Below are 22,334 nucleotides of genomic sequence, written 5' to 3' on the forward strand. Positions count from 1 at the left end.
AAAGATAAATATTCTTAAATTGTACTTAAATTAATTTTGCGACATCTAGAAAATTTGTAATGTATCAAAGCGGTAATGTCAGCACAAATTCTGTCCCTTTGTTTTTCTCAGTCTTCATCTGAATCGTTCCACGATGGTTGTCTACGATGATTTTTTGCACGATCGCTAAGCCTAATCCTGTGCCTTTACCGACTGCTTTTGTGGTGAATCGCTGGTGAAATATTTTCTCTTTAATCGTCTCTGGAATTCCAACGCCATTGTCCGCGATCGAAACTTTTACCTGATCTTGCTCGATTGCCGTGCGAATAATAATCTGATTCGGATTAGCTTGAATCTGACTGTAGCTGCGTTCTCGATTCGATTCTTCAAGCGCATCGATCGCATTCGCCAGCAGATTCATAAACACCTGATTCAGTTGTCCCGGAAAACATTGAATCATCGGCAGTTGACCGTACTCTGTAACCACCTGAATCTCTGGTCGCTGCGCATTTGCCTTGAGCCGATGCCGCAAAATTAAAAGGGTACTATCAATGCCTTCGTGCAGGTTAAACTGCTGCTTTTGATCAGTATCCGCGCGGGAAAACGTGCGAAGACTTCTACTAATTGCGATAATGCGATCGCCGCTGTCTTGTAGCGTTCTAATCAGCTTTGGTAAATCCTCGCGCAGATAGTCTAGATCTTCCAGTGCCGCTTCGATTTCTGCTCCAGGCTCAGGAAATGTTTTGCAGTAGAGATCAATAACCTCAAACAATTCTGTGACTGAATTGTGAATCGCATTCACATTGCCAACAATACACGCGATCGGATTATTGATTTCGTGCGCCACTCCTGCAACCAGATTACCCAGGGCTGACATTTTTTCGTTTTGAATCAGTTGTAGCTGTGAGGCTTCGAGCGCTTCGGCTTTTTGGGCGACTTGCTCGGCTAAGTTCTGAGTCAGGCAATGCAACTGTAAATGGGTTCTAACTCGTGCTAAGACTTCTCTTTCGTGAAATGGTTTAGTGATGAAGTCTACGGCTCCAAGATCAAAAGATTTAACTTTGCTATCTGTATCAGCAAGCGCAGTCATGAAAATGATCGGAATGTCGTGAGTCCGAGAATTTGCCTTAATCCGACGGCAGGTTTCAAAGCCATCAATTCCTGGCATCATCACATCGAGCAAGATTAAGTCAGGTAAGCGGCGTTCTAGCTGCTGAAGGGCACGATCGCCGCTAGTGGCGATCGCGATATCAAATCCGGCATCGCTCAGTGCCTCTGAAATCACTTCTAAATTCGTCGGCGTATCATCAACAATCAAAATTAAACCTGTGAGGTCAGACATAGGATGATTATGGGAGAGATGATGGGAGATATTGCTGTATAAATGCTTCAATTTGCTCGCTCTGAAACTGTTTTGCAAGCTGGATCACCTGTTGCACAAAGGGCTGATAACGATCGTCTTGCTGCTGCAATTGTTCTGCTGTCCGAATGAGTTTTTTCAATCGTCCTTCTTGCGCGAGTTCTAGCCAGACTTGTAAATCAGCCGTAGGTGGGGCAAGTCGTTCGGTTAATGAGGTTAGCGATTTTGGCTGAGATGCTTCGGATGTCCAGGTGAGATTGAGATGCTTTTTGAGCAAGCTTAACAATTCCTGAACTTGCACAGGCTTTGCGAGAAAGTCATCGCCGCCTGCCTCAAAGCTGCTTTGCTGCTCTGAGGGGGCAACGGAAGCAGAGGAAACAATCACCGTCAGCGATTTGAGTCGATCGTTCTGCCGAATCTGCTGCAACAGCGTAAAGCCATCCATCACGGGCATAGCTAAATCCGTGATGATCAAATCAGGAACGGCTTGAGAAAGTTGCGCTAAGCCTGCTTGCCCATGTTCCGCTTCTGTCACCACAAATCCCAGAGGCTCTAATAAATGCAGCAGAACCGCACGATTTTCCCAGCGATCGTCGATCACCAGAATGTGTCGTCTTGCGCCCTCATAGCCAATAATATTGCCTGCTGTAGCGGTTTGCTGTTGGCTCCAGTCCAGAGCTATCGGAACTTTCACCTCGAAATAAAAATCGCTCCCCACGCCTAGCTGACTTTTGACGCGAATCTGTCCCCCCATAAGTTGCACAATCTGCTGACTGAGCGCGAGTCCAAGACCCGTTCCTTCGGTTTTGCGTTGTTGTTCCCCGACTTGCTCAAAGGCTTGAAAGAGCCGATTGATATGCTCTGGTGCAATCCCCACTCCGGTATCTGCAACAACGAATCGGAGTTGAACCGTTTGATCAGGTGCGGCTGCAATCTGACAGACGCTGAGAGTAACGCGACCTCGATCGGTGAACTTGATCGCATTTCCCACAAGATTGAGCAAAACTTGACGCAAGCGCTTTTCATCGACAGCAATTCCTACAGGCAGGTCAGGATCTGGCTCAAAATGAAACTGAATCGCTTTTTGCTCGGCTCGAACGCGACAAATTTCAACAATGCCCTGCAAAAAAGCGGGAAAGTGAATCGCTTGGGGGGACAGCTCTAGTTTGCGGGCTTCAATTTTAGATAGATCGAGGATGTCGTTGATTAACATCAGAAGATGAGAGCCGCACTGGTGAATGACGTTAATTCCATGGCGTTCTTTTTCAGGCAGTGCTCTCGATCGTCCCAAAATTTGCGCGTAACCGAGAATTCCGTTTAACGGCGTTCGCAGTTCGTGACTCATATTGGCAAGAAACTCGCTCTTCGCTTGGTTTGCTTGGTCTGCCAGTTCTTTTGCTTGCTGAAGCTCGATCGTGCGTTCTGCCACGCGATCTTCGAGTTGGGTAAACGATGTCTTCAGTTGTGCCGCCATTTGATTGAACGATCGCGCCAACGCTTGCAGCTCACCAATACTTTTGATGTTGACGGTGCGATCGAGATCTCCAGCAGCAATCGCTTCACTCGCGGCTTGCAGTTCTAGAATCGGGCGCGTAATCCAACGAGCAGTCAGGATACCGAGAATCGTCGTAATTCCCAAAGCACCCAAACACAACAGAACCGTTGTGCGAGTGTTGGCATCGATTGTTGCCATGAAGTAAGACTCTGGCAGTGTGACCACGACAATCCAGTCCAAGCCCCACTCATCCCGCCAAGGAGTCACCTGCACAAACTGTCGCTCTCCCTGAAAGTCGAACGATAGCTGCTGGGTCGTCTGTAAGCTGCGGAGGCGATCACCCAGAGATTGAGCCGTCGATCGAAGGAGCGCATCCAGGCTTTCTGTACCGTGTAATCGGCGCGGCTTGCCACCTGTCACCGAGAAAACAGGCGATCGACGGGAGTTTGCCACCAGCAATCCATTGCGCTCTAGGATAAAAATTTGGCTGGTCTGACTAACGCTAATCTGATTTAGGAAATCACCAATTTGTGAGAGCCGTTGTTCTACGCCAAGGCTACCGACAAACCTACCCTGCTTGTCATAAATCGGGCGGCTTGTGGCAATGGATAGTGGGTAGTTATTCGTTTCCCATTGATAAATTTCGCTCCAGCCCGGTTCTCCTGTCTTTGCACCGTTGACGTACCATCCCTCTTTTTGAAACTGGTAGTCTTTGACCGTCTCAAAGCGTTCGATCGGCTTACCTTCAACATCAGTTGAATAGTTGTGTAAGTCACGATTCCCATACTTCTGAGGCAATACGATACTGATATCTGGATTGCCGCGCTTCGGAATGGTGGCTTCGCGATAATACCCGGATGCGACAAAATCGCCCGAAGTAGTGCCGTACAGAATATATCCGACGTTATAGTTTTTGACTTGTTTAGCAAAGAAACGAGCGAGACGATCGGGATCTTGTGGGTTCAGGAGTCCTAGATCGATTTGTTCACCGTTGATTTCAGTGAGATGGCGGATATTTGAGGCATAACTATCAAGGTGCTGATTCGTCTGAGCGCTCACCTTCCCCAGCAGTTGCAGGGCTAATTCATGGACGGCTTTTTGTCCATTCGCTAACGAGACATATCCGGTCAACCCGACTGCCGCAAAAATTTGCAGAACAAAGGGCAGAATTAGCACTGTTCGTAGAGGAATGCGGTGGTGGCTTGCTCGGAGGGACATGACAAGAACGGGTTAGCAATGATGAAAAGTACTCCTATCATTCCCCCTAGAAAGACTTGCTCAACAGCAAGGCGCGATCGCTAGAAATCTGCTAGAAATCTACAGGATTGTTATTCAATCAAGAAGCTACGACCAATTTTTTGTGCGATCAACGGCTTTCTGCCATTGTTTGAACTCGGTCTGAACAGAGGATGATCTAGGTTCAAACACGCGATCGATCACTCGTTGCTGAACGAGTTGATCATAGCTTTGCCAAAATCCCGCCGCGAGTCCTGCCGCAAATGCAACTCCCAGAACGGTTGTATCGCGAATTGCAGGACGCTCGATCGCGATTCCCAATAAGTCCGCTTGAAGCTGCATTAGAAAGTTATTCTCACAAGCCCCGCCATCCACCGATAGCTTTTGCAGGGGAATCGGGCTATGGGTTGTGATTTCATCTACGACTTCTTTGACCTGAAACGCGATCGCTTCGAGTACCGCCCGAACTAAATGTTCTCGCCGCACTCCACCTGTAATCCCCAAAAATGCTCCCCGCGCACTCATATCCCAGTGCGGTGTCCCAAGTCCACTCAAGGCAGGCACAAAGTACACTCCGCCACTATCTGAAACCTGCTCAGCGATCGCTTCTGTTTCCTGAGCGGTCGCAATCAATCCCAAGCCATCTCGCAGCCACTGAATGCAAGCGCCACTGGTGAACATACTACCTTCAAGCGCATAGCCAATTTGATGGTTTTGTGTCCAAGCGATCGTCGAAATCAATTGCTGATCCGATCGCACAATTTCAGATCCCGTATGAGCCACCAGAAAGCTTCCGGTTCCGTAGGTGCATTTCATCAAACCGGGTCGATCGCAGCCTTGCCCAAACAATGCCGCTTGTTGATCTCCCAAAATTGCTGTAATCGGAATCTCAACACCGAGCAGATTTGTAATCCCAAATGTTCCTAAGCTGGGCTGAATTGAGGGAAGAATCTGTGCGGGAATGCCAAACAACTCCAGCAATCGATCATCCCATTCCAGCGTTTTTAAGTTCATTAATAAAGTGCGACTGGCGTTACTGTGATCAGTCGCGTGAACTTTACCGCCTGTGAGCTTCCACAAAATCCAAGTATCGATCGTTCCCGCCAGCACAGTGCTTAAATCAATTCGTTGCACCCGATCGAGTAACCATCTCAGCTTGGTTGCGGAAAAGTAAGCATCAATTACTAAGCCAGTACGATCGTAGATTTCCGCCGCCAATCCTTGATCGCGCAGTTGATTACAAAATTCAGCCGTCCGCCGATCTTGCCAAACGATCGCCCGATGTAGCGGTTTTCCAGTGTTCTTATCCCAAAGTAAACAGGTTTCGCGCTGAACCGTTAGCCCGATCGCGGCAATCTCAGACGGTTCGATTTGTGCCGTTTGAATTGCCGATCGAATAACTGACTGAGTTGCATTCCAAATCTCTTCGGCATCATGTTCTAGCCATCCTGGTTGCGGATAGTATTGCGTCAGTTCTAAATAAGCCTGTCCAGCAATGTTGCCAGAATGGTCAAATAAAAAGGCGCGATTGCCCGTCGTGCCCAGATCAAGTGCCAGAATGTATCGTGTGGTCATACATCGCGGTGAGGTCGTCTAACTCAGACAATAGCGCCCCTTGAAGCGGGTCGATCGTGACATTTTGTAGATATTGACTGAGAGGGATCGACCCACCGAACCCTAAATGATGCCGCGAATTTCCTCAACTATGCCATCGCGCAGCAGCACTTCAACATTCATCTTCTCAATCAAATTATCACCCGGCTCAATCCGAAACACGCTGCCGATTTGTCCCTGCTGCACTTCTTGATCAAGTTCCAACATTTGGATTTGCTGAAGCTGCTGTAGACTTTGATTTTTTTGCTCTAGCAACTCGCTTTTGCGCTGATTAAACTGCATCCGAATGTTTTCGCTCTGCTGCAACGCCTCCGGACTACCGGGCTGGAGCGTCTGCCGTTGAACTTCAGTCAGTACCTGCTGCATCTGCAAATCAAGCTGCTGTAACTGGCTATCAATCTGGTTCAATTGCGCCTGTAGAGTTTGCTGCGCTTCGTCTTTCCAGCGAGGAGTAACCACCGCTTTTATATTGACATTACGCTGCAACAACAGATGAGACTTAGAGATTTCCATACGGTGACTCAGAAATTGATCAAAAATTGAACGATGGGAATCGGGAGCTAGGTTGACTATATTAAACGCTATTAAACGCTTTAGCTCCCGACGATCGCGCTATAGCGAAAACATCTCGTTAATCATACCGTGGTAGCGCTCCATCACAACGTTCCGCCGAATTTTCAGCGTTTGCGTTAGAAAGCCGTTTTCGATCGAAAACGGTTCGCTCAACAAGCGGAAAACGCCAATGCGATCGTCCGGACGATATCCCGGACGCGCTTTCACCAGCCGCACTAATTCTTGCCGGAACAATTCTTGAACGGCTGGATCATTCAAATCCACGCTGCCGCCTTTCCACTGTTCTAGGGCTTCGAGGTTGGGCACAATCAGCGCACCCAGCATTTTCTGATCTTGTCCAACTAGCATGATCTGATCAATGTAAGCGCTCCGGAGGCAGGCATCTTCGATCGGCTGTGGTTCGATGTTCTCACCGTTAGTTAAGACGATCGTATCCTTCGCTCGTCCGGTGATGATCAAATCATTGTGCTGCGTCACCATGCCCAAATCTCCAGTATCAAACCAGCCTTGGGGGTCGATCGCTTTGGCGGTGGCTTCTGGGTTCTTGTAGTAGCCCTGCATAATTTGTGCGCCCCGCAGCAGAATTAAGCCGCGCTGCCCAACGGGTAAATCTTTGTGGGTTTCCGGGTCAACAATCCGGGTTTCGGTGCCGGGAAGCGGTTCGCCATCGGCTCCACGCACATTCCGCCACGGACGACGCGCATGGGTAATCGGAGCCGTTTCTGTCAGCCCGTAACCCCCTAAAATGGTAATGCCCACAATCTCGAAAAAGTCTTCTAAATGCTCTGCGATCGAGCCACCACCACTGACCACAAACTTCAAACAGCCGCCCGTACCTTGTCGAACTTTCTCATAAACCAAGCGATCGCCTAATTTGTGAAACGGATAGCGGAGTGCGGCTTGCATTTTTGCGCTCAATTGTTCCGCACTCGACGGATTGAGGTTATCTAAGTTCAAATTCTCAACGGTGCGTTTCGCCAAAATATACTTTTGGCTCTGTCCTAAAAAGAACTTCACAAGCTTCTGTTTCTTTGCAGGCTGATCGCGGAACTGCTTCTGAATGCCTTCGTAAATCGATTCCCACAAACGCGGAACCCCAACCATATAGTGCGGCTGGTATTCTTTGATATCTTTCTTCACAAAGCGGATGTTGGTATAAATCTGAGTACAGCCGTTGGAGAACACAAAGTATTCAAAGGTGCGCTCATAACAATGCCAAATCGGAAGAATGCTTAACACACGCTCTCCGGGCTGCAACAGCGCCACATCATACGCACCGTTCACTTCATACAGCAAGTTGCCGTGGCTGAGCATCACGCCTTTTGGCATTCCTGATGTGCCCGACGTGTACATCAAGGTCGCTAAAGTGTTTCGGTCTTGCTGCACAGGCTGAATCGGATGAGTTTTACCAAGCTCAATCACTTCTGAAAACTTCAGCACTTTATAAGTGTCCGAACTTGCCGTTTCATCGGTCAGCAAAATCACAAATTGGATCGGAACTTCTGCCAGAATCGATCGCAGCTTTTTCAATAGTTCCGCATCTTGCAGCACTACTCCCACTGAGCCGCTATGCTCCAGAATGTAGCGTAACTCCAGCGGATCAGCCTGTGAACCCCGCACCACATCCACCGCACCCGATCGCATAATGCCTTGGTCGGCAATCAGCCAGCGCGGACAGTTATCCGAAAACAGCGCAATTCGGGCTGGAAGCTCATCGCTTGCATCGGTGTGAATGTCTAGCGCCTGAATCCCCGCCGCAAAAAGCTGCATCTGCTCATACAGTTGAGCATAGGTCAGCTTAACCTCTGGCTGACTATGCGGATCATGAACTGCCAAAACATCAGCAAATCGCTTGGCAGCGATCGACCAAAGTTCGGGGAGCGACTGCACATTACGATAAGGGGCTTGTTCAAACGGCACAGAGGGGTAGGCGCGGCTCATGAGCAAAACTCCTGTGGGATGAGTGTCTAATACTAACGATATTGCTTAAATCGCAGGTTAAACCATTGAGGGCAGACAGAATTCATTGTGGCTGATGAGCGCCCCTCTTGCTGAAAAAAATTGCCGAGTGCGATCGGGGTCTTCTTCGTTCCGGATCAGTGCTAGGCTGTGAGTCGAAGCGTTTGGAGATTGAACCATGCCAAGAGCAGTTTGGAACGGCGTTGTTTTAGCCGAGAGCGATCGCACCGAAACAGTCGAGGGGAACCAATACTTTCCACCCGACTCAATTCATTCTGAATATTTTCAAGACAGCAGCACCCATACCACTTGCGGTTGGAAGGGCGTTGCCAGCTATTACAGCATCGTCGTCAACGGGCAAACAAACAAAGATGCGGCGTGGTACTATCCCACCCCCAAAGATGCCGCGAAGAACATCGCAGGCTACATTGCTTTCTGGAAAGGAGTCAAAGTCGAAGCCTAGCTACCAAATCTTCGCCATCTGAAGCACAAAGCCCGGTAATTCTGGTTCAGCACTGACCGAATCCGGGCTTTGTACGATCTGATGCATCGTATTCGGACGATAGACATGAACAGTGCGCGGAGTGCGATCGATCAAAAATCCCAATCTCGCACCATTGTCGATGTACTCCTGCATCTTGAGTTGAAGGTCGCTCAAACTATCACTAGCTGAGCGCAACCCAATCACAAAATCCGGGCAAATCGGGGCAAACGAAGCTTTTTGCTGATCGCTCAGCGCATTCCAACGATCGAGCCGAATCCAGGAGGCATCAGGAGAGCGTGTTGCACCGTTGGGCAGAGTAAAGCCTGAACTAGAATCAAACCCGATTCCAGTACCCTCTTGCTCTGCCCAGACTCCCAGCTGTACCGCAAGGTTAAAGTTGCGGTTTCCAGTATCAGAAAAAGTTGGGGGCATAATGATCACTTCTCCGGCTGCAGTCCGTTCAATCCGTAGCTCAGAATTCGCCATGCAGAACTCGTAGAACTGTTCAGTCGTCATCTGAGCTAGGGCGGGAAAGTGAACGGCTAAAGGAGTGTGTTCTGAGTGAACCAGCAGTGTTGTCATTGTGAGCCTTGCAGTAGAACAGGGAATGCAATTAGCCTGCGATTTTGAAGCGGCTGGGGTTTTCTCCAACTTTCTCGTAGGTTCCTTTTCTCATGCCATGCGCCATCATCAATGCAATCCGCTTCCGCGCTTCGGGCATGTTCACGCTGGGCAATGAACCGTAGAGAACTTCGATCATCTCATCAGTCGTGTAGGTATCGCTGGGTGAACCGCTCATCACTTTGTAAACCGCTTCTGCTGGAGTCATTCCTTTGAAGTCGCGCTTCATGGTGGCATCAAACGGAACAGGCGGTTTAACATTGCGCTTCTGCTTGGGTGCATCTTCGCTCTTTTTGCCGCGTGTTTTCTTTTCAGGTGCAACGGTCGTTTCTTCCGTTGCTTTTGCTTTGCCGCGTCCTTTGCGCTTCGGTTTTGCCTCTGCTACTTCTGCGATCGCGGGCACTTCGATTTCGATTTTCTTACCATTGGTCGAAGGGGCAATTTCTCCACCCAACAAACCATTGAGGTACTCCAAGGTTTTATCAATCTCAGAGGTTGCTGATGCAACTGCTTCTTTGATGATCGCTTCGCGGTCATTGGTGAGACGATCGCGTTCTTGTTCTAAGTTCTGTCTGACTGATTGATCTAAAATTGCGTAGGGCATTGTTGTGAACCTCACTGTAAATGTTTCTGATTGTAGTGCTTCTTTGATCAATCAGAACAATAAATTTGCAATTTTCTGTGTTTATTTTGCCTTTTTTTAGTTCAAGCGACGATTGTTGATCAACTATCAGATCCTACAATGCTTACTATCTCAGTCTTTCAGCCATTTTGATAGTTGATCGTAGTATTGAAAAATTTGCCTGTAAGTCCAGCGGCAAGGGTTTCAGGGAAATCGGGTACTGCGGTTTGACTGTCCGAAATTTTACGAGTACCCGGATGAGTTGACTACTTAGATTCCCAATCGAAGTTGATCAGCTTTAGATGTTCCGGATGGGCTAACAGTTCTTTTGCCAGTAGATATCCTGCGATCGTCCAGGTTTGATACCTCCGCGCTTCTTTGCCGATCAATCGAGCATCGGGGCCGTCATAGTATTCGGGGAAGTGATCTTCTAATAAGCGACGTTCTGCAACGGCGATCGCATGATGTGCGAGTTCTCCGCGATCCATCTTTTTCGCGGCTGCGGTTAACATCCAGAGCAATACGGGCCAGCTTCCGCCATTGTGATAAGACCAAGGACGATTCTTCGGGTCGGCTCCGGTAACAATCCGCCATTCCACATCTTCGAGTGCAGGATAACAAAGCTTCATCGGCATCTGTCCGACCAAATCACTCCAGCGAAGTTCGATCAGATTGAGAATTTTGTGGGATTGTCGTTCGGTGGCGAGTGCAGAGACGATCGACATTAAGTTCCCTAGCGCGAAGAAGCGGACATCAAGCTGAGAAGGCCCTAAGTTGCCTGCCATGTATCCGCCTGCTTCAGGGAGCCATTTGGCAAGGCGATAGAACGGAATTGAATCTGAATAGATATTGAACTGATTCAGCGCCTCTTCGCCGTATTCTTCGACCCGATAGCGGTAAATTACGTTTAAGCGGTCTGGATCGAGCCAATAATGCTCTCTGAGTTGTCGTCTGAGGGGAATGAGGCGGCTGTGAATGCCCTGAATCATTTTCTGATTGTCCTCATTTTCGACGAGCAGTTCCAGACTAGAGCGCAGGGCAGCATAAAACAGCGATTGAATGTCGAGCGGATGCCCATACATTCCCATGCGACGATCGATCATGCTGGCCCCATCCGGCACAAGCACCATTGGATACATATCAAACCGAGTCACCAAACAAAGTTCGAGAATAAAGCGGATGCCTTCTTGAACATCGGGTCGATGAGCAAAATCGGTTTCTCCGGTGGCAATCACATAAGCACGCAGCAGAATGATCCACCACAGTCCTGAATCGGCGGGAGCCACGCGACCGATCGCATGATCACCAAAATCAGCTTTGAGATACTCCCCGCCTTCGTAGGGAATGACTTTGAAGCTTGCAGGCATCAAGCCGCGGCTGGGTTTAGAAGAGTCGAATTGCGTGGTTTTGGGTTGGAGCCTTAAGGTTTCTTCAAGAAAGTGTTGAACAATCTCAGTTCTGCCACGCATCAGAAACAGGAGTGCAGAGGAGATAAAGTCTCTGACAAAACATTGATCGTAGTTTAAGGCGATTAGATCTGTGTCACAGGCTGCGATCGTGCCAATCTCTCGACCTTGATAATACAGAACGGATTTTTCTAACAGTTCCCAGGCTTTCTCTTCGATGCTCAACGTTCTGACCTCGAAATCAACAAAGGTCTATCCTAGAGCAATTCTTCTAGCATGGTATGGGAGTTTACGATCGATTTATCTGTGTGAACTGATGCTATTGGCTCAATGTTTTGATTTTCTCGATCGCTAAGTCAACGTCTGGTAAAGCCTGCCCTCGTCGCTGGACGGTTTCAATTCAATATTGTTGCCCTAGCTCTTTTCGACTCGGCAACGTCCTTCGTTTGCACAATCTAATCGTTTCTGCCGCTCAGCCACGATCGCCCTTAAGTCCGGTCTTCCCGTCAGCATCAGTCGCCAATCTGCCCAAATCTCATACAGCTTATCCGCAATCCAACCGAAGATTGGGATTCTTGTAATCGCATAGACCCATCCCATGCCGAGAACTTCGTAAACGCGCCGAAACACCTCGACATTTTTGATCGTGCTGCCATCGGGCAATACGGCATGAATCCGACCCATTGCCGTTTCATAATCAATCCCGCCGTTCTCGTCTGGTGAATAGTTCTCGTCGGCAATGTCAACAAACGCGACTAAACCACGATCGTTGTCCCGCTTTTTCAAAAAATTCACTTCGCGCAGACAAAGCGGACATTCACTATCGTAGAGCAGCTTAATTTTCCAGGCTGGGGTAGCAGACATTGCAGGTTCAATCTAATTTTCTTTAATTTAACAGTTTGTAACGCTTGCGGTGGACTATAGGTGATTCACTTTGGTTTTAAGCTGTTTGAGATTTTTTGAGATTATTTATATTGGGGCGCGAACTTGCGATGCGAGTATCAGAGGTAACGACATGACTGAATCTCGTTTTCCAAAAACGGCGGTGCTGGCATTGCTAGCGATCGCAATTCTCTGGGGCTACAGTTGGACGCAGATGAAGCTAGGAGTGCAATATTCCTCGGCGTTTACATTTGCAGCACTGCGAAATGTGGGGGGCGGCTTAGCACTTCTGATTGCCCTGATCGCAACCAAGCAACCGATCCTTCCGAAAGCTGTACCAATGACTTTCTTGTTAGGGCTGCTACAAACCGCAGGATTTAGTGGCTTTGCAGCTTGGGCATTGGTCAGTGGGGGAGCCGGGAAAACCTCGATTCTGGTTTACACAATGCCGTTTTGGACATTGTTGTTGGCATGGTACTTCTTGGGTGAGCGGATTCGAGGAGTGCAATGGAGCGCGATCGCAGTTGCCTTCTCTGGATTGTTGCTGATTCTTGATCCGTTTCGGCTGCAAGGTTCGTTGATCAGTGGATTGTTTGCCGTGTTAGCGGGATTAAGTTGGGCGGGCGGCTCGATCGTGGCAAAGAAAATCGATGCAAAGTCAGTCAATCTATTGTCGCTGACAACTTGGCAAACGCTGTTTGGAACTATACCCCTGATTGCGATCGCGCTCTTTTCGTCGGCTCCGCCAATTCAGTGGAATTCGACCTTTATGAGTGCTTTGGCTTATAGTGTCTTGCCCGGAAACGCGATTCCGATGCTGTTATGGATGTATGTACTGAGACAGCTTCCCGCCGGACTATCGGGGTTAGGAATGCTGATGACTCCGGTGTTAGGAGTGACGTTTGCAGCATTGCAGCTTAGAGAAATTCCGCAATTTCATGAATTGATTGGAATGGGCTGTGTGGTGATTGCATTGATTCTGACTTCGATCGTAAACCGCAAGTAGCTATCGCCAGTTCGATCGATTCCAGTCGTACACGCCTTGAATTTCATATTCCTGCCCGTTGTCAAAGCGAATTGTGCAGCGCGTTTGTTGTGAGCTGTCTGATTCACTCAGTCCGATGACTATGCAGGTGTACCATTCTTGATCATCGGCTTGCACCCATTCCCATAGAGCATTGGAAACTTCAATGCGATCGCCAATGTTCAGTCGGGTTTCTTGATCGCGGTAGGCTGCTAAATCTTCAGCCGTCACAGAATTGAGCCAGGATAATCCATATTGATCTCGAATAAACTGCATGGCTCCAGAATTACGATTTTGCAGCCAATCGTTTAGAAGCGATGTTTTCCAATCGGACTGTTGGGCAAACTGTAGAACGGCTTGTCGTTGTTCCTCAGTCAGTTGTGTGAGCGGATTCGATCGCGTTTCTTGCTGCAAAGTCGATCGCAAGATTTCTTTTTGGTCTGCATCTAGCGGATGTCCGAGGCGTTCACACTGCTCGAACGCTTTTTGCAGTAAGCTATCGAAGTCGAATTCGCTCATAGTTCAATCTGTAAGGCGAGTTGATACAGTTGACGACGAGGTAAAGCGGTTTGCTGAGACAACTGGCGACTCGCTTGCGATCGGGAAATCCCTTGCTTCAATAATGACAACAACTCTGCTTTTAAGACTTCTTCTGTGAGGGGAACTTCGGTTGGCTCTGCTCCAGAAACAATCAGCGTAAATTCGCCCTTTGGCTCATGCTTGGTGTAATGCGCAATCGCGGCTTTCACTGTCCCGCGCCAGAACTCTTCGTGTAGTTTGGTGAGTTCACGCGCCAAGACAATCAAGCGATCGTCTCCTAAAACTGTTGCAATGTCAGCGAGCGTTTTTTGCACTCGATGAGGCGCTTCGTAGAAAATTAAGGTGCGATCGTCGGTGATTAACCGTTCGAGATGTTCACGCCGCTCTGTTTCTTTAGCAGGGAGAAAGCCCTCAAACACAAACCGATCGCACTTTAACCCTGAAGCACTCAAAGCTGTCATCGCTGCCGTTGCGCCGGGGATTGGAACAACTGAAATTCCTACTTCTGCACATGCTTTCACCAGTTCATACCCTGGGTCAGAAATTCCGGGCATTCCTGCATCTGTCACAAGCGCGATCGATGTCCCTTGCTGAAGACGATCGACCAGTTCGATAGTTCTAGAATGGCGATTGTGATCGTGATAGCTAACTTGCGGGGTTTTGATTTGAAAGTGCTGCAAGAGTTTTCCGGTGTGGCGCGTGTCTTCTGCGGCGATTAGGTCTACCGTTTGCAGAATTCGCACTGCCCGAAACGTCATGTCTTCTAAGTTGCCCAGTGGTGTGCCCACAATATATAGAGTTGCTGTCATGAAGTGAATTATGGCAAAACATGGACTGTTTGTGGGCTTAGTGACGCTGGATTTAATTTATCTTGCAGATGCACCCCCGATCGCAAATCAAAAAATCGTGGCACAAGACACGACGATCGCGGCTGGAGGCCCTGCCACCAATGCTGCGATCGCTTTTCAACAGTTGGGCAATTCCGCCACATTAATGGGTGCGATCGGCTCACATCCCATCTGTCATTTGATTCAATCTGATTTACAATCCTGCGGTGTTCAGATTGTGGATCTCGCTCCAGCTAGAACTGAATCGCCGCCTGTCTCTTCGGTCGTCGTAACAAAGTCCACGGGAGATCGTTCAGTCGTTTCGATCAACGCGGTACGATCACAGATTGATCCAGACCGCATTTCACCAGATATTCTCGACAATATTGATGTTGTATTGATTGATGGACATCAAATGGCGATCGGGGCAAAGCTTGCGAAAATGGCAGACGATCGCAGCATTCCAGTTGTAATTGATGCAGGCAGTTGGAAGCCTGGATTTGAAACCGTTTTACCTTGGGTGGATTATGCAATTTGTTCTGCGAACTTTCACCCCCCGACCGATCAAACAGTATTTGAATATCTGCGATCGTTTGGAATCCCACACATGGCAATCACACACGGAAAGAATGCCATTGAACTACCAAATCATAAAATCAATGTCCCCCAAGTTCCTGTGGTTGACACGCTGGGTGCAGGAGATATCTTTCACGGTGCGTTTTGCCACTATATATTAATGTGTGATTTTCACACTGCACTGTCTAAAGCCGCCCAAATTGCTGCTTATGCCTGTCAATTCTTCGGTACTCGCGAATGGAGAAAATACCAGACCTATAATAATGAAGCCGATTGAGCGGGTAAGAGCGATGAATTTTGAAGAAATTTGTACCATTGCACGAAGAGTTGGCTGGGGAGCCGCGAACATTCTGATAGAACAATCGCGTAGCTTTGAGGTAGAAAAATCTGGCGATAGTCCTGTCACTTCGGCGGACATTGCTGCCAACACCTACATCCTAGAGAAACTACAATCGGTTTTCGACCCACAAACCTTCGCCTACCTCAGCGAAGAAACTTATCAGTCTCAACCTGCCGAAGTGCGCTTAAATCGTCCTTGGGTATGGATTATTGATCCACTTGATGGCACAAAAGACTTTATCAATCGCACCGGCGAATATGCAATGCACATTGCTCTCGCCTATCAAGGTCGTCCCGTTGTTGCGATCGTTGCTTGTCCTGCATTCGGCAAGCTCTATTCTGCCACCTTAGAGGGCGGAACCTGGGTCGAAACTGCAAACGGTGATCGCACTCGCATCCAAGTTTCAAATAAATCAGACTTTACCGATTTAACCGTCGTTGCCAGTCGCAGCCATCGCGACGTGCGGTTCAATCAATTAATGGAACAATTCCCCGTCAAACAACAGCGTCAAATTGGTAGCGTCGGCTGTAAGATTGCGGCGATCGTCGAACAACAAGCCGATCTCTATCTCGCTTTATCCGGTAAATCTGCCGCGAAAGATTGGGATTTCGCGGCTCCCGAACTCATTCTCACCGAGGCAGGTGGACAATTTACCTATTTTGACCAATCTCCCGTGCAGTACAACCGCGCCGATGTGAATCAATGGGGCGGAATTCTCGCGAGTAACGGAAAAATACACGCTCAGCTTTGTGACGCCGCGATCGCACTACTTGGAGAGATTGATAAGCGATAACTATCTATTAAGTTTCATCACTTTTCCTGATTTAAGGTTGAATGCAGAGGTGTGAGTGAAAGTCAGGTTCGATCAGGCTGTATAGTATTAACGTACTAGCTGCTCAAAAATAATCCGGCTCATAGAGCAAAGAAGGAACTCTCACCCTTCAATTTGCCTCTACGAGAGGAGCTTGTTTTCGCTTGCATTTCCTCAACCCTACAACGTATCCCGATGAAACTAAATCGTACAGGGCGGCTATCTCGTAGCCTAGTTTTGTTTGTGCTCAGCCTTGGTGTGTTCGTCATGCTAGGGTGGTCTCGTCCCTCGATCGCCGTTCAAACGGGCGAACTATTCGCAAGCAACCCCTCGACCCAGATTAACGTCCGCACCAGTCCGTCTACTACTGCTCCACTAGCAGGCATTGCTTTTCCGGGCGATCAGGTTCAAATTCTCAGCACAACCCAAAGCCGAGACGGGTTTACCTGGTATCAGATGCAGTCTAACCGTTCTGGAATCGTCGGCTGGGTACGGGGCGATTTAGTGAGGCCCTTTGGTGCAGTAGCCCGACGAACGGTAGCCCCCTCGATCGCAGCCGCTCAACCCGTTGTAGCTCCTCAACCTCAAGTCTTCACGCCCGCAAAAACAGCAGCCGTAGAAAAGAATCCGTTCATTCCCGTTCCGCAAGTCTCCAACTGTGCTCCCGTCTATCCAGTCCGGCCTCCTGTCGTGAATCAAGGCTTTGGACGAGTCAGCGATCCCTTCAACGCTAGACAGAGCCATTTTCATACAGGCATAGACTTCGATGGCAAGATTGGCACTCCAATTAACAGTCCAGTCTGTGGAACCGTGTCTTACGTCGGACGGGAACAAGACGGAAATAGTTACGAATGGGGCTATGGTTGGCACGTCAAAATCCGCGACAGCGAAGGGAAGATTCATCTCTTCGCTCACATCAGTAAAGCCTATGTCAAGGTAGGACAGACTGTTACATCGGGTCAGTTAATCGCAGCGATCGGCAACAATGGAAATTCCACAGGGCCGCATCTGCATTACGAAATTCGCCAAGGGGCAGATACTTATCAAAGCGCGATTAACCCCATGCCATTTCTCGCGCTTGTCCGGCAGGCGGACGGTTCACAAGCTGGACTCATCCTGCCGACTGAATACCGATAGCCGCTTCAGTTCTAGCTCTATTTGCGCGATTTTAAAGAGAAAGGTTCAGGAGAGGATGCTGCCTGAACCTTTCTCTTTTAAGCGATCGGATTTGAATTATCGAAGCCAGCTTGAAGACACCCAACCACCGCTCGAAAGTTGAGAATACCCACCACTGACTCGACCCGATAGCCGTACAACCGAACCATTCGAGAGGCTGCCAATTACGCTGCCCGAAGGACTCGATCGAATCAACAAGCTACCGCCATTCGTCGAAACGGTTGCTGAGGAGACACCAGGACCACCCGTGTTCGGGCTGGTGGTGTAGGCGGAAGAGAACCAGCCCCCATCGGGTAACTGATACCAGCCGCCGGACTGCCGGATGACGCGCACGGTTTCACCAGGATACAACGGTCTGCCGTTCAAGCCGTATCCCACTCCAGGGCCGTTACGAACATTCACTGTAGTCGTTGCTCTCACCGTTTGGTTGATTGGAGTTCCAATTGGACCAGAACCACCCGTGTTCGGGCTGGTGGTATAAGCAGAAGAGAACCAGCCCCCATCGGGTAACTGATACCAGCCGCCAGACTGCCGGATGACGCGCACGGTTTCACCGGGATACAACGGTCTGCCGTTCAAGCCGTATCCCACTCCAGGGCCGTTACGAACATTCACCGTAGTCGTTGCTCTCACCGTTTGGTTGGTCGGAGTTCCAATTGGGCCAGGGCCCCCTATGTTGGAGCTGGTGGTGTAAGCGGAAGAGAACCAGCCCCCATCGGGTAGCTGATACCAACCATTCGATGAAGCAACTACGCGCACGGTTTCGCCTGGATACAACGGTCTGCCGTTTAAACCGTATTGCGATCCAGGGCCGTTACGAACGTTGAGTGCAGAAATGCTATTGCTCACTCTGACGTATTGTGCTGCTTGAGCCGATGGGACGTGAGTAACAAGCACCGAAGTTGCTAACATAACCCCAGCAAAGCCGACCCAGGCAGAACTAGGGATGTTTAAACACCACTTTTTGAGCGATCGTCCTAAGCGCACCAGCTTTGAGGTTGTGCCAGTCGTTATAGTTCCAGCGTAAATAGATTCTTCCATGGTTCTCCTGATGATCTGAAACAAAGTAGTTTTATTTTTGACCCGGAGCCAAGTTTAAGCAGTTATATTGCTGGGTCGTTTAGGTCTTACCCAGCCACAGGCAGACCCACTACCAAACCGAATAATTCGACTCTGTGCCACTGCAATCTTACTAGCGGTTTTTAGTCGAATTGGTGGTTTGTTACATTTTTCTACGTTTGTGAATAAATGTACATCAAGTTCAGAACAAACTTAAATTTTCACCCAGAAAAATCGAACAAATCGCTTGTTTACCAGGGCGAAAAACGGCGATTGCGATCGTCCTGAACTGTTAAGAAAATAGGAATAATCACCGCGTCCTAATCGATCCGAGCCGCAACCACAGCATAGAATGGATCGCCGCCTGACAGCCCAAACATTTGAAATATTGCCGGGGTTTGTGACTGTTTTGTAATCACTTCGGGTTGCGAAAATCCGGGGACAGCTTTGAAGTATTGCTTCACCAAGTTAACGCGATCGCTCTCACTCGCGTCGCGCCAGGCTGCGATCGCTTTTTGGTAGAACATGCGATTCGAGAAGCTAATAATCGCGATTCCGCCCGGTTTTAGAATTCGATGAATCTCGGTGAAGATCGCTTCGGGATACTGGATGTATTGCACCGAAACTGTATTCAAAACTGCATCAAACGACTGATCCGACAAAGGTAACTTCGGGTCTAAGTTCAAGTTCCGCACAAAGTAATGATTGAGTCGCGGATTGCGGGCGAGTTCTTCTGCATTGAGTCCATGTCCTTCGACATGCTCAAACTGCACATCGTCCGGAAGATGCGACACCCAGCTACTCATCATGTCAAAGATGCGGGCGTTTGGCTTTAAGCGATCGCGATACAGATCCGTCAACTGCTGAATAAACCCTTCATCAACGTGCGTAACGAAGCGAGGAGACTCATAAAACAGAGCATCGTTAGAAGGATCTAATTTTTCGCGCTGATTCGGATTAAGCAACATGATCGCAGCACTATGACATCAATGAAGTTATGTTAACAAATAATTTTGCTTCATTCTCTGCCTTAAGAACTACAGCAGCTCGCACTAAGCAGGAACCTTAATGATGCAAGCGATTAATTTTAGAGAAATACTATGCCCGATCACTCAAAAAACGCCTCAGAGATTTTTTACATTTCTCCAGGCTGTGTATTTCTTAGCAAAGCCGTAAACGCTCCTGCCCCTAAACAATCTTGGGGAAAGATGCGATAACAGAATTGATCGGATAAGTGCGATCGGTACTCCCTTAACTGCGGAACTTCGGTAGATTCAAACTGCGGAAGCTTGTCTAAAAGCCAATCAATCATCTGCTCATTTGCATCCGAGAACAATTGACGACTGAGCTTAATCAGTAAATTAGAAGGCTTTCCCATTGTGCTGTTGAATTCGCTCTGCCCAGACCTGGCTCTGCTCCAGGGTCAACACAATTTTCTTATAAAACTCGTTCTCTAGCTCCAAAACTAAATACTGACCAGAACGAGTCGTATACCAGAATTCCTTACCGCGATCGGTGTAATAAGTTCCTGCTTTAATAATCCCCGGAAAGAACGTACCCGGAAGCCTCACATCTGTCCAACTACTCGGTGGCTCCTCGGTCGTCACTTTTGTAATATGGCTCAATGGAATGTACAAATCGGCATTGTAGTAAAACGCCCAGAATCGCTCTGCCCAATCTAAGTCAATCTTTAACTGATCATTGGAGATAGATAACTGCATAGTTCTAACCCAGGTTATGAAACTGATTCATGAAAGTTTGATCGATCGCATCTTTCATCCGCCACAACAATCGCGATCGCACTCCAAATTTGCCATACGATGCAATTGCCGATCGATCCCCTGTTCCAATTAGGCTAAGATAATTGCTCTGCGGATGATAGGCTCTCAGAGGTTGATGGTTCAGCGCAGCAGATAGATTCTGAAACAATGGCTTTCCTTGCCTCACCGCAAACACCCCTGCTTTTGGACGCTCATAATGAATCATGGTGGCAATATCACCCGCCGCAAACACTTGAGGGTGCGACACCGACTGCAAAGCATCATTCACTAAAATAAATCCTTGTTCATCTACCTTGAGTCCAGATTGCCGAAGCCAATCCGGTGCAGAGGCTTGCGTCACCCAAACGATCGCATCTGCATCAAATCCCTCAACTGCTTCAACCACTGCGCCTAAATGCAACTGAATGCCTCGCTGAATCAGCAATTGTTTTAACTGACGACGCACCCAAGCGTTATGTTTTGGCATAATCTCACGATCGCGCTGAAATAGATGAATCGTGGTGTTTGGCAAACGATGCTGCATATTTAACACAAGCTCAACACCGCCCGTTCCGCCCCCGACGATCGCTAACTGTTTAGGATTCTTCTGGGCAAACTCATCCCACCACTTGAGAAACTTCGAGATCGGTTTCGCCCCAATTCCTTGCGCTCCTGAAGGAATGTTTGGGGTACTGCCAATATCAATCGACACCCAATCAAACTCAATCCGATGGTGCTGACACATAACTTGATTGCGCTCTAAACCAACTGCTCGATCGACAATCAATCGAGCACTAGCAAACTCACAGAGCGATCTGAGATTAATATGACATTCTTGATATGAATAAAACCCTGCCACATGACCCGGCAGCATTCCCGAATACGGCGTATCTTCTGCTTCAGAAATTAAGGTAATTTGCACCCCAACGATCGGATTCAGCCCAAACTGACGCAATGCGATCGCGTGACTGTGTCCTCCTCCGACTAAGACTAACTTTTTCATGTTAATTCGTGCACTTTCTTCAGTTTAACAGTGGCTTCGCCTAGCCGCAGGCACCGACGACTGTAAGAACACCGACGTAGAGATACAATCAATGCAAAAAATCCGTCAAAACCCGCAGCTAGAACTGCCCAGAAAAGCGTGCGTTCCGAAAAACTCTGTCTATTCTGAAACCATGTCGCTACCTGGAAAGTCTGTATGAGAAACCGTTACTGGATCACCGCTGGAATTGGACTCTTGCTGTTATCAAGCTGCCAGCCAAACCGTTCTAAACAAGCAACCATACAACCTTCTCCGCAAACATTTGCCGAACCGATCGTGCCGCCGCAGCCCAAAGCTTTACCCACACTCAAAGTCCCCGGCATGATCCCAACTTCAGAAACCAAAACTCCGTTGATGCCAGTCGCAGTTTCTAGCACTCGCGATCCGTTCGCCGCAGCTACTATCCCGACGAATCTCAAAGCCACACTTCAACCTGCCGCTTCCCAATCTGCAACCCCCTTAAATCGCAATCAACCTGTTGCTCCGATCCCGCAACCGTCGATCGCCTATCGTCCGATCCCCCAACCCGCCCCTCTAAGTGCTCAGCCGCTCCCCGCTCTGCCGATCGCGGGGACTTCAAACATCGCGCCACCCGCACCCCCGGTATCGCGAACAAACCTAGCAGACGCGATCGCACTCACAGGTGTCATTCAAACTGGGAGCCAGTTAAGCGCGATCGTGCAAGACACAGACGGCAATTCCCGCTATGTTCAAGTCGGTGAAAGCCTGGCAAATGGGCAAGTCACGGTTAAACGAATCAATCTCAACCCAGCCGGAAATCCATCGATCGTGCTGGTGCAAAACGGCGTAGAACTCACAAAACTGGTCGGTCAAGCTGAAAGCTGATCGAACCAAAAACCTGGTAGTGCGGATGTCTTGCCCGACATCGAACAACCCCTAAACCTCGCAATGGGGGTCTCCGACCCTCGTCTTATTCGCAGAATTGCT

General features: G+C 48.7%; 22 protein-coding genes. 6 read left to right on the forward strand and 16 right to left on the reverse strand.

Features of this window, described 5'->3' with window-relative positions:
* Nucleotides 1-64: 64 nt before the first annotated feature.
* The 5 genes from NC981_RS06550 to NC981_RS06570 form a co-directional block, all read right to left on the reverse strand.
* Complete coding sequence (locus tag NC981_RS06550) at nt 65-1,321, reverse strand: response regulator (RefSeq protein WP_348242134.1); 1,257 nt, start codon at nt 1,319-1,321, stop codon at nt 65-67.
* A 7-nt stretch (nt 1,322-1,328) separates the two neighbouring features.
* Entirely contained in the window at nt 1,329-4,052 is a 2,724-nt protein-coding gene (locus NC981_RS06555; protein WP_348242135.1) for an ATP-binding protein, read from the reverse strand.
* A 126-nt stretch (nt 4,053-4,178) separates the two neighbouring features.
* The gene (glpK, locus tag NC981_RS06560; RefSeq protein WP_348242136.1) at nt 4,179-5,645 is read right to left on the reverse strand and encodes a glycerol kinase GlpK; all 1,467 of its coding nucleotides are present in this window, start codon (nt 5,643-5,645) and stop codon (nt 4,179-4,181) included.
* A 102-nt stretch (nt 5,646-5,747) separates the two neighbouring features.
* Nucleotides 5,748-6,197, reverse strand: a complete 450-nt coding sequence (locus NC981_RS06565; RefSeq protein WP_190379656.1) for a YlqD family protein — start codon at nt 6,195-6,197, stop codon at nt 5,748-5,750.
* Nucleotides 6,198-6,296: 99 nt separating this feature from the next.
* Nucleotides 6,297-8,198: an AMP-binding protein gene (locus NC981_RS06570; protein ID WP_348242137.1), complete on the reverse strand. Its 1,902-nt coding sequence runs from the start codon at nt 8,196-8,198 to the stop codon at nt 6,297-6,299.
* Nucleotides 8,199-8,394: 196 nt separating this feature from the next.
* Here NC981_RS06570 and NC981_RS06575 point away from each other — a divergent pair, with 196 nt between their 5' ends.
* The gene (locus NC981_RS06575) at nt 8,395-8,679 is read left to right on the forward strand and encodes a DUF427 domain-containing protein (protein ID WP_190379659.1); all 285 of its coding nucleotides are present in this window, start codon (nt 8,395-8,397) and stop codon (nt 8,677-8,679) included.
* Here the strand turns inward: NC981_RS06575 and NC981_RS06580 are convergent, their stop codons facing one another.
* The 4 genes from NC981_RS06580 to NC981_RS06595 form a co-directional block, all read right to left on the reverse strand.
* The gene (locus tag NC981_RS06580) at nt 8,680-9,282 is read right to left on the reverse strand and encodes a Uma2 family endonuclease (protein ID WP_348242138.1); all 603 of its coding nucleotides are present in this window, start codon (nt 9,280-9,282) and stop codon (nt 8,680-8,682) included. It abuts the gene before it with no gap.
* Nucleotides 9,283-9,313: 31 nt separating this feature from the next.
* A complete protein-coding gene (locus tag NC981_RS06585) occupies nt 9,314-9,925 on the reverse strand; it encodes a hypothetical protein (protein WP_348242139.1) in 612 nt (203 codons plus the stop codon).
* Between the two features lie 284 nt (nt 9,926-10,209).
* A complete protein-coding gene (locus tag NC981_RS06590) occupies nt 10,210-11,574 on the reverse strand; it encodes a glycoside hydrolase 100 family protein (RefSeq protein WP_348242140.1) in 1,365 nt (454 codons plus the stop codon).
* Between the two features lie 189 nt (nt 11,575-11,763).
* On the reverse strand, nt 11,764-12,213 hold the full coding sequence (locus NC981_RS06595; protein WP_348242141.1) for a DUF393 domain-containing protein: 450 nt from the start codon (nt 12,211-12,213) through the stop codon (nt 11,764-11,766).
* Nucleotides 12,214-12,364: 151 nt separating this feature from the next.
* Here NC981_RS06595 and NC981_RS06600 point away from each other — a divergent pair, with 151 nt between their 5' ends.
* Entirely contained in the window at nt 12,365-13,237 is an 873-nt protein-coding gene (locus NC981_RS06600) for a DMT family transporter (RefSeq protein ID WP_348242142.1), read from the forward strand.
* On the opposite strand, the gene NC981_RS06605 is transcribed toward NC981_RS06600, so the two are convergent.
* Entirely contained in the window at nt 13,238-13,774 is a 537-nt protein-coding gene (locus NC981_RS06605) for a hypothetical protein (RefSeq protein WP_348242143.1), read from the reverse strand.
* Nucleotides 13,771-14,604 carry a 16S rRNA (cytidine(1402)-2'-O)-methyltransferase gene (gene rsmI / locus NC981_RS06610; protein WP_348242144.1) on the reverse strand — a complete coding sequence of 278 codons (834 nt, stop codon included), beginning with the start codon at nt 14,602-14,604 and terminating at the stop codon, nt 13,771-13,773. The genes NC981_RS06605 and rsmI overlap by 4 nt, the downstream gene beginning before the upstream one ends.
* A gap of 10 nt (nt 14,605-14,614) precedes the next feature.
* Between rsmI and NC981_RS06615 the strand changes: the two genes are divergently transcribed.
* The 3 genes from NC981_RS06615 (at nt 14,615) to NC981_RS06625 (ending at nt 17,486) form a co-directional block, all read left to right on the forward strand.
* Nucleotides 14,615-15,475 carry a sugar kinase gene (locus NC981_RS06615; protein WP_348242145.1) on the forward strand — a complete coding sequence of 287 codons (861 nt, stop codon included), beginning with the start codon at nt 14,615-14,617 and terminating at the stop codon, nt 15,473-15,475.
* Between the two features lie 13 nt (nt 15,476-15,488).
* Nucleotides 15,489-16,331, forward strand: coding sequence for an inositol monophosphatase family protein (locus NC981_RS06620; RefSeq protein ID WP_348242146.1), 843 nt, complete (start codon nt 15,489-15,491; stop codon nt 16,329-16,331).
* Nucleotides 16,332-16,544: 213 nt separating this feature from the next.
* Entirely contained in the window at nt 16,545-17,486 is a 942-nt protein-coding gene (locus NC981_RS06625; RefSeq protein ID WP_348242147.1) for a peptidoglycan DD-metalloendopeptidase family protein, read from the forward strand.
* Between the two features lie 96 nt (nt 17,487-17,582).
* On the opposite strand, the gene NC981_RS06630 is transcribed toward NC981_RS06625, so the two are convergent.
* From NC981_RS06630 to NC981_RS06650, 5 genes are all read right to left on the reverse strand, one after another.
* On the reverse strand, nt 17,583-18,566 hold the full coding sequence (locus NC981_RS06630; protein WP_348242148.1) for a hypothetical protein: 984 nt from the start codon (nt 18,564-18,566) through the stop codon (nt 17,583-17,585).
* 338 nt (nt 18,567-18,904) lie between these two features.
* Complete coding sequence (locus tag NC981_RS06635; protein WP_348242149.1) at nt 18,905-19,552, reverse strand: class I SAM-dependent methyltransferase; 648 nt, start codon at nt 19,550-19,552, stop codon at nt 18,905-18,907.
* 167 nt (nt 19,553-19,719) lie between these two features.
* Nucleotides 19,720-19,962: a hypothetical protein gene (locus tag NC981_RS06640; RefSeq protein WP_348242150.1), complete on the reverse strand. Its 243-nt coding sequence runs from the start codon at nt 19,960-19,962 to the stop codon at nt 19,720-19,722.
* Nucleotides 19,946-20,305 carry a hypothetical protein gene (locus tag NC981_RS06645; protein ID WP_348242151.1) on the reverse strand — a complete coding sequence of 120 codons (360 nt, stop codon included), beginning with the start codon at nt 20,303-20,305 and terminating at the stop codon, nt 19,946-19,948. Before NC981_RS06645 ends, NC981_RS06640 begins: the two co-directional genes overlap by 17 nt.
* A gap of 4 nt (nt 20,306-20,309) precedes the next feature.
* Entirely contained in the window at nt 20,310-21,347 is a 1,038-nt protein-coding gene (locus tag NC981_RS06650) for an FAD-dependent oxidoreductase (protein ID WP_348242152.1), read from the reverse strand.
* Between the two features lie 195 nt (nt 21,348-21,542).
* Here NC981_RS06650 and NC981_RS06655 point away from each other — a divergent pair, with 195 nt between their 5' ends.
* Nucleotides 21,543-22,232, forward strand: coding sequence for a hypothetical protein (locus tag NC981_RS06655; RefSeq protein ID WP_348242153.1), 690 nt, complete (start codon nt 21,543-21,545; stop codon nt 22,230-22,232).
* The last annotated feature ends 102 nt before the right edge of the window (nt 22,233-22,334 follow it).

It is taken from the genome of Leptolyngbya sp. DQ-M1 (assembly GCF_039962505.1).
Taxonomy (GTDB): Bacteria; Cyanobacteriota; Cyanobacteriia; order Leptolyngbyales; family Leptolyngbyaceae; genus Leptolyngbya.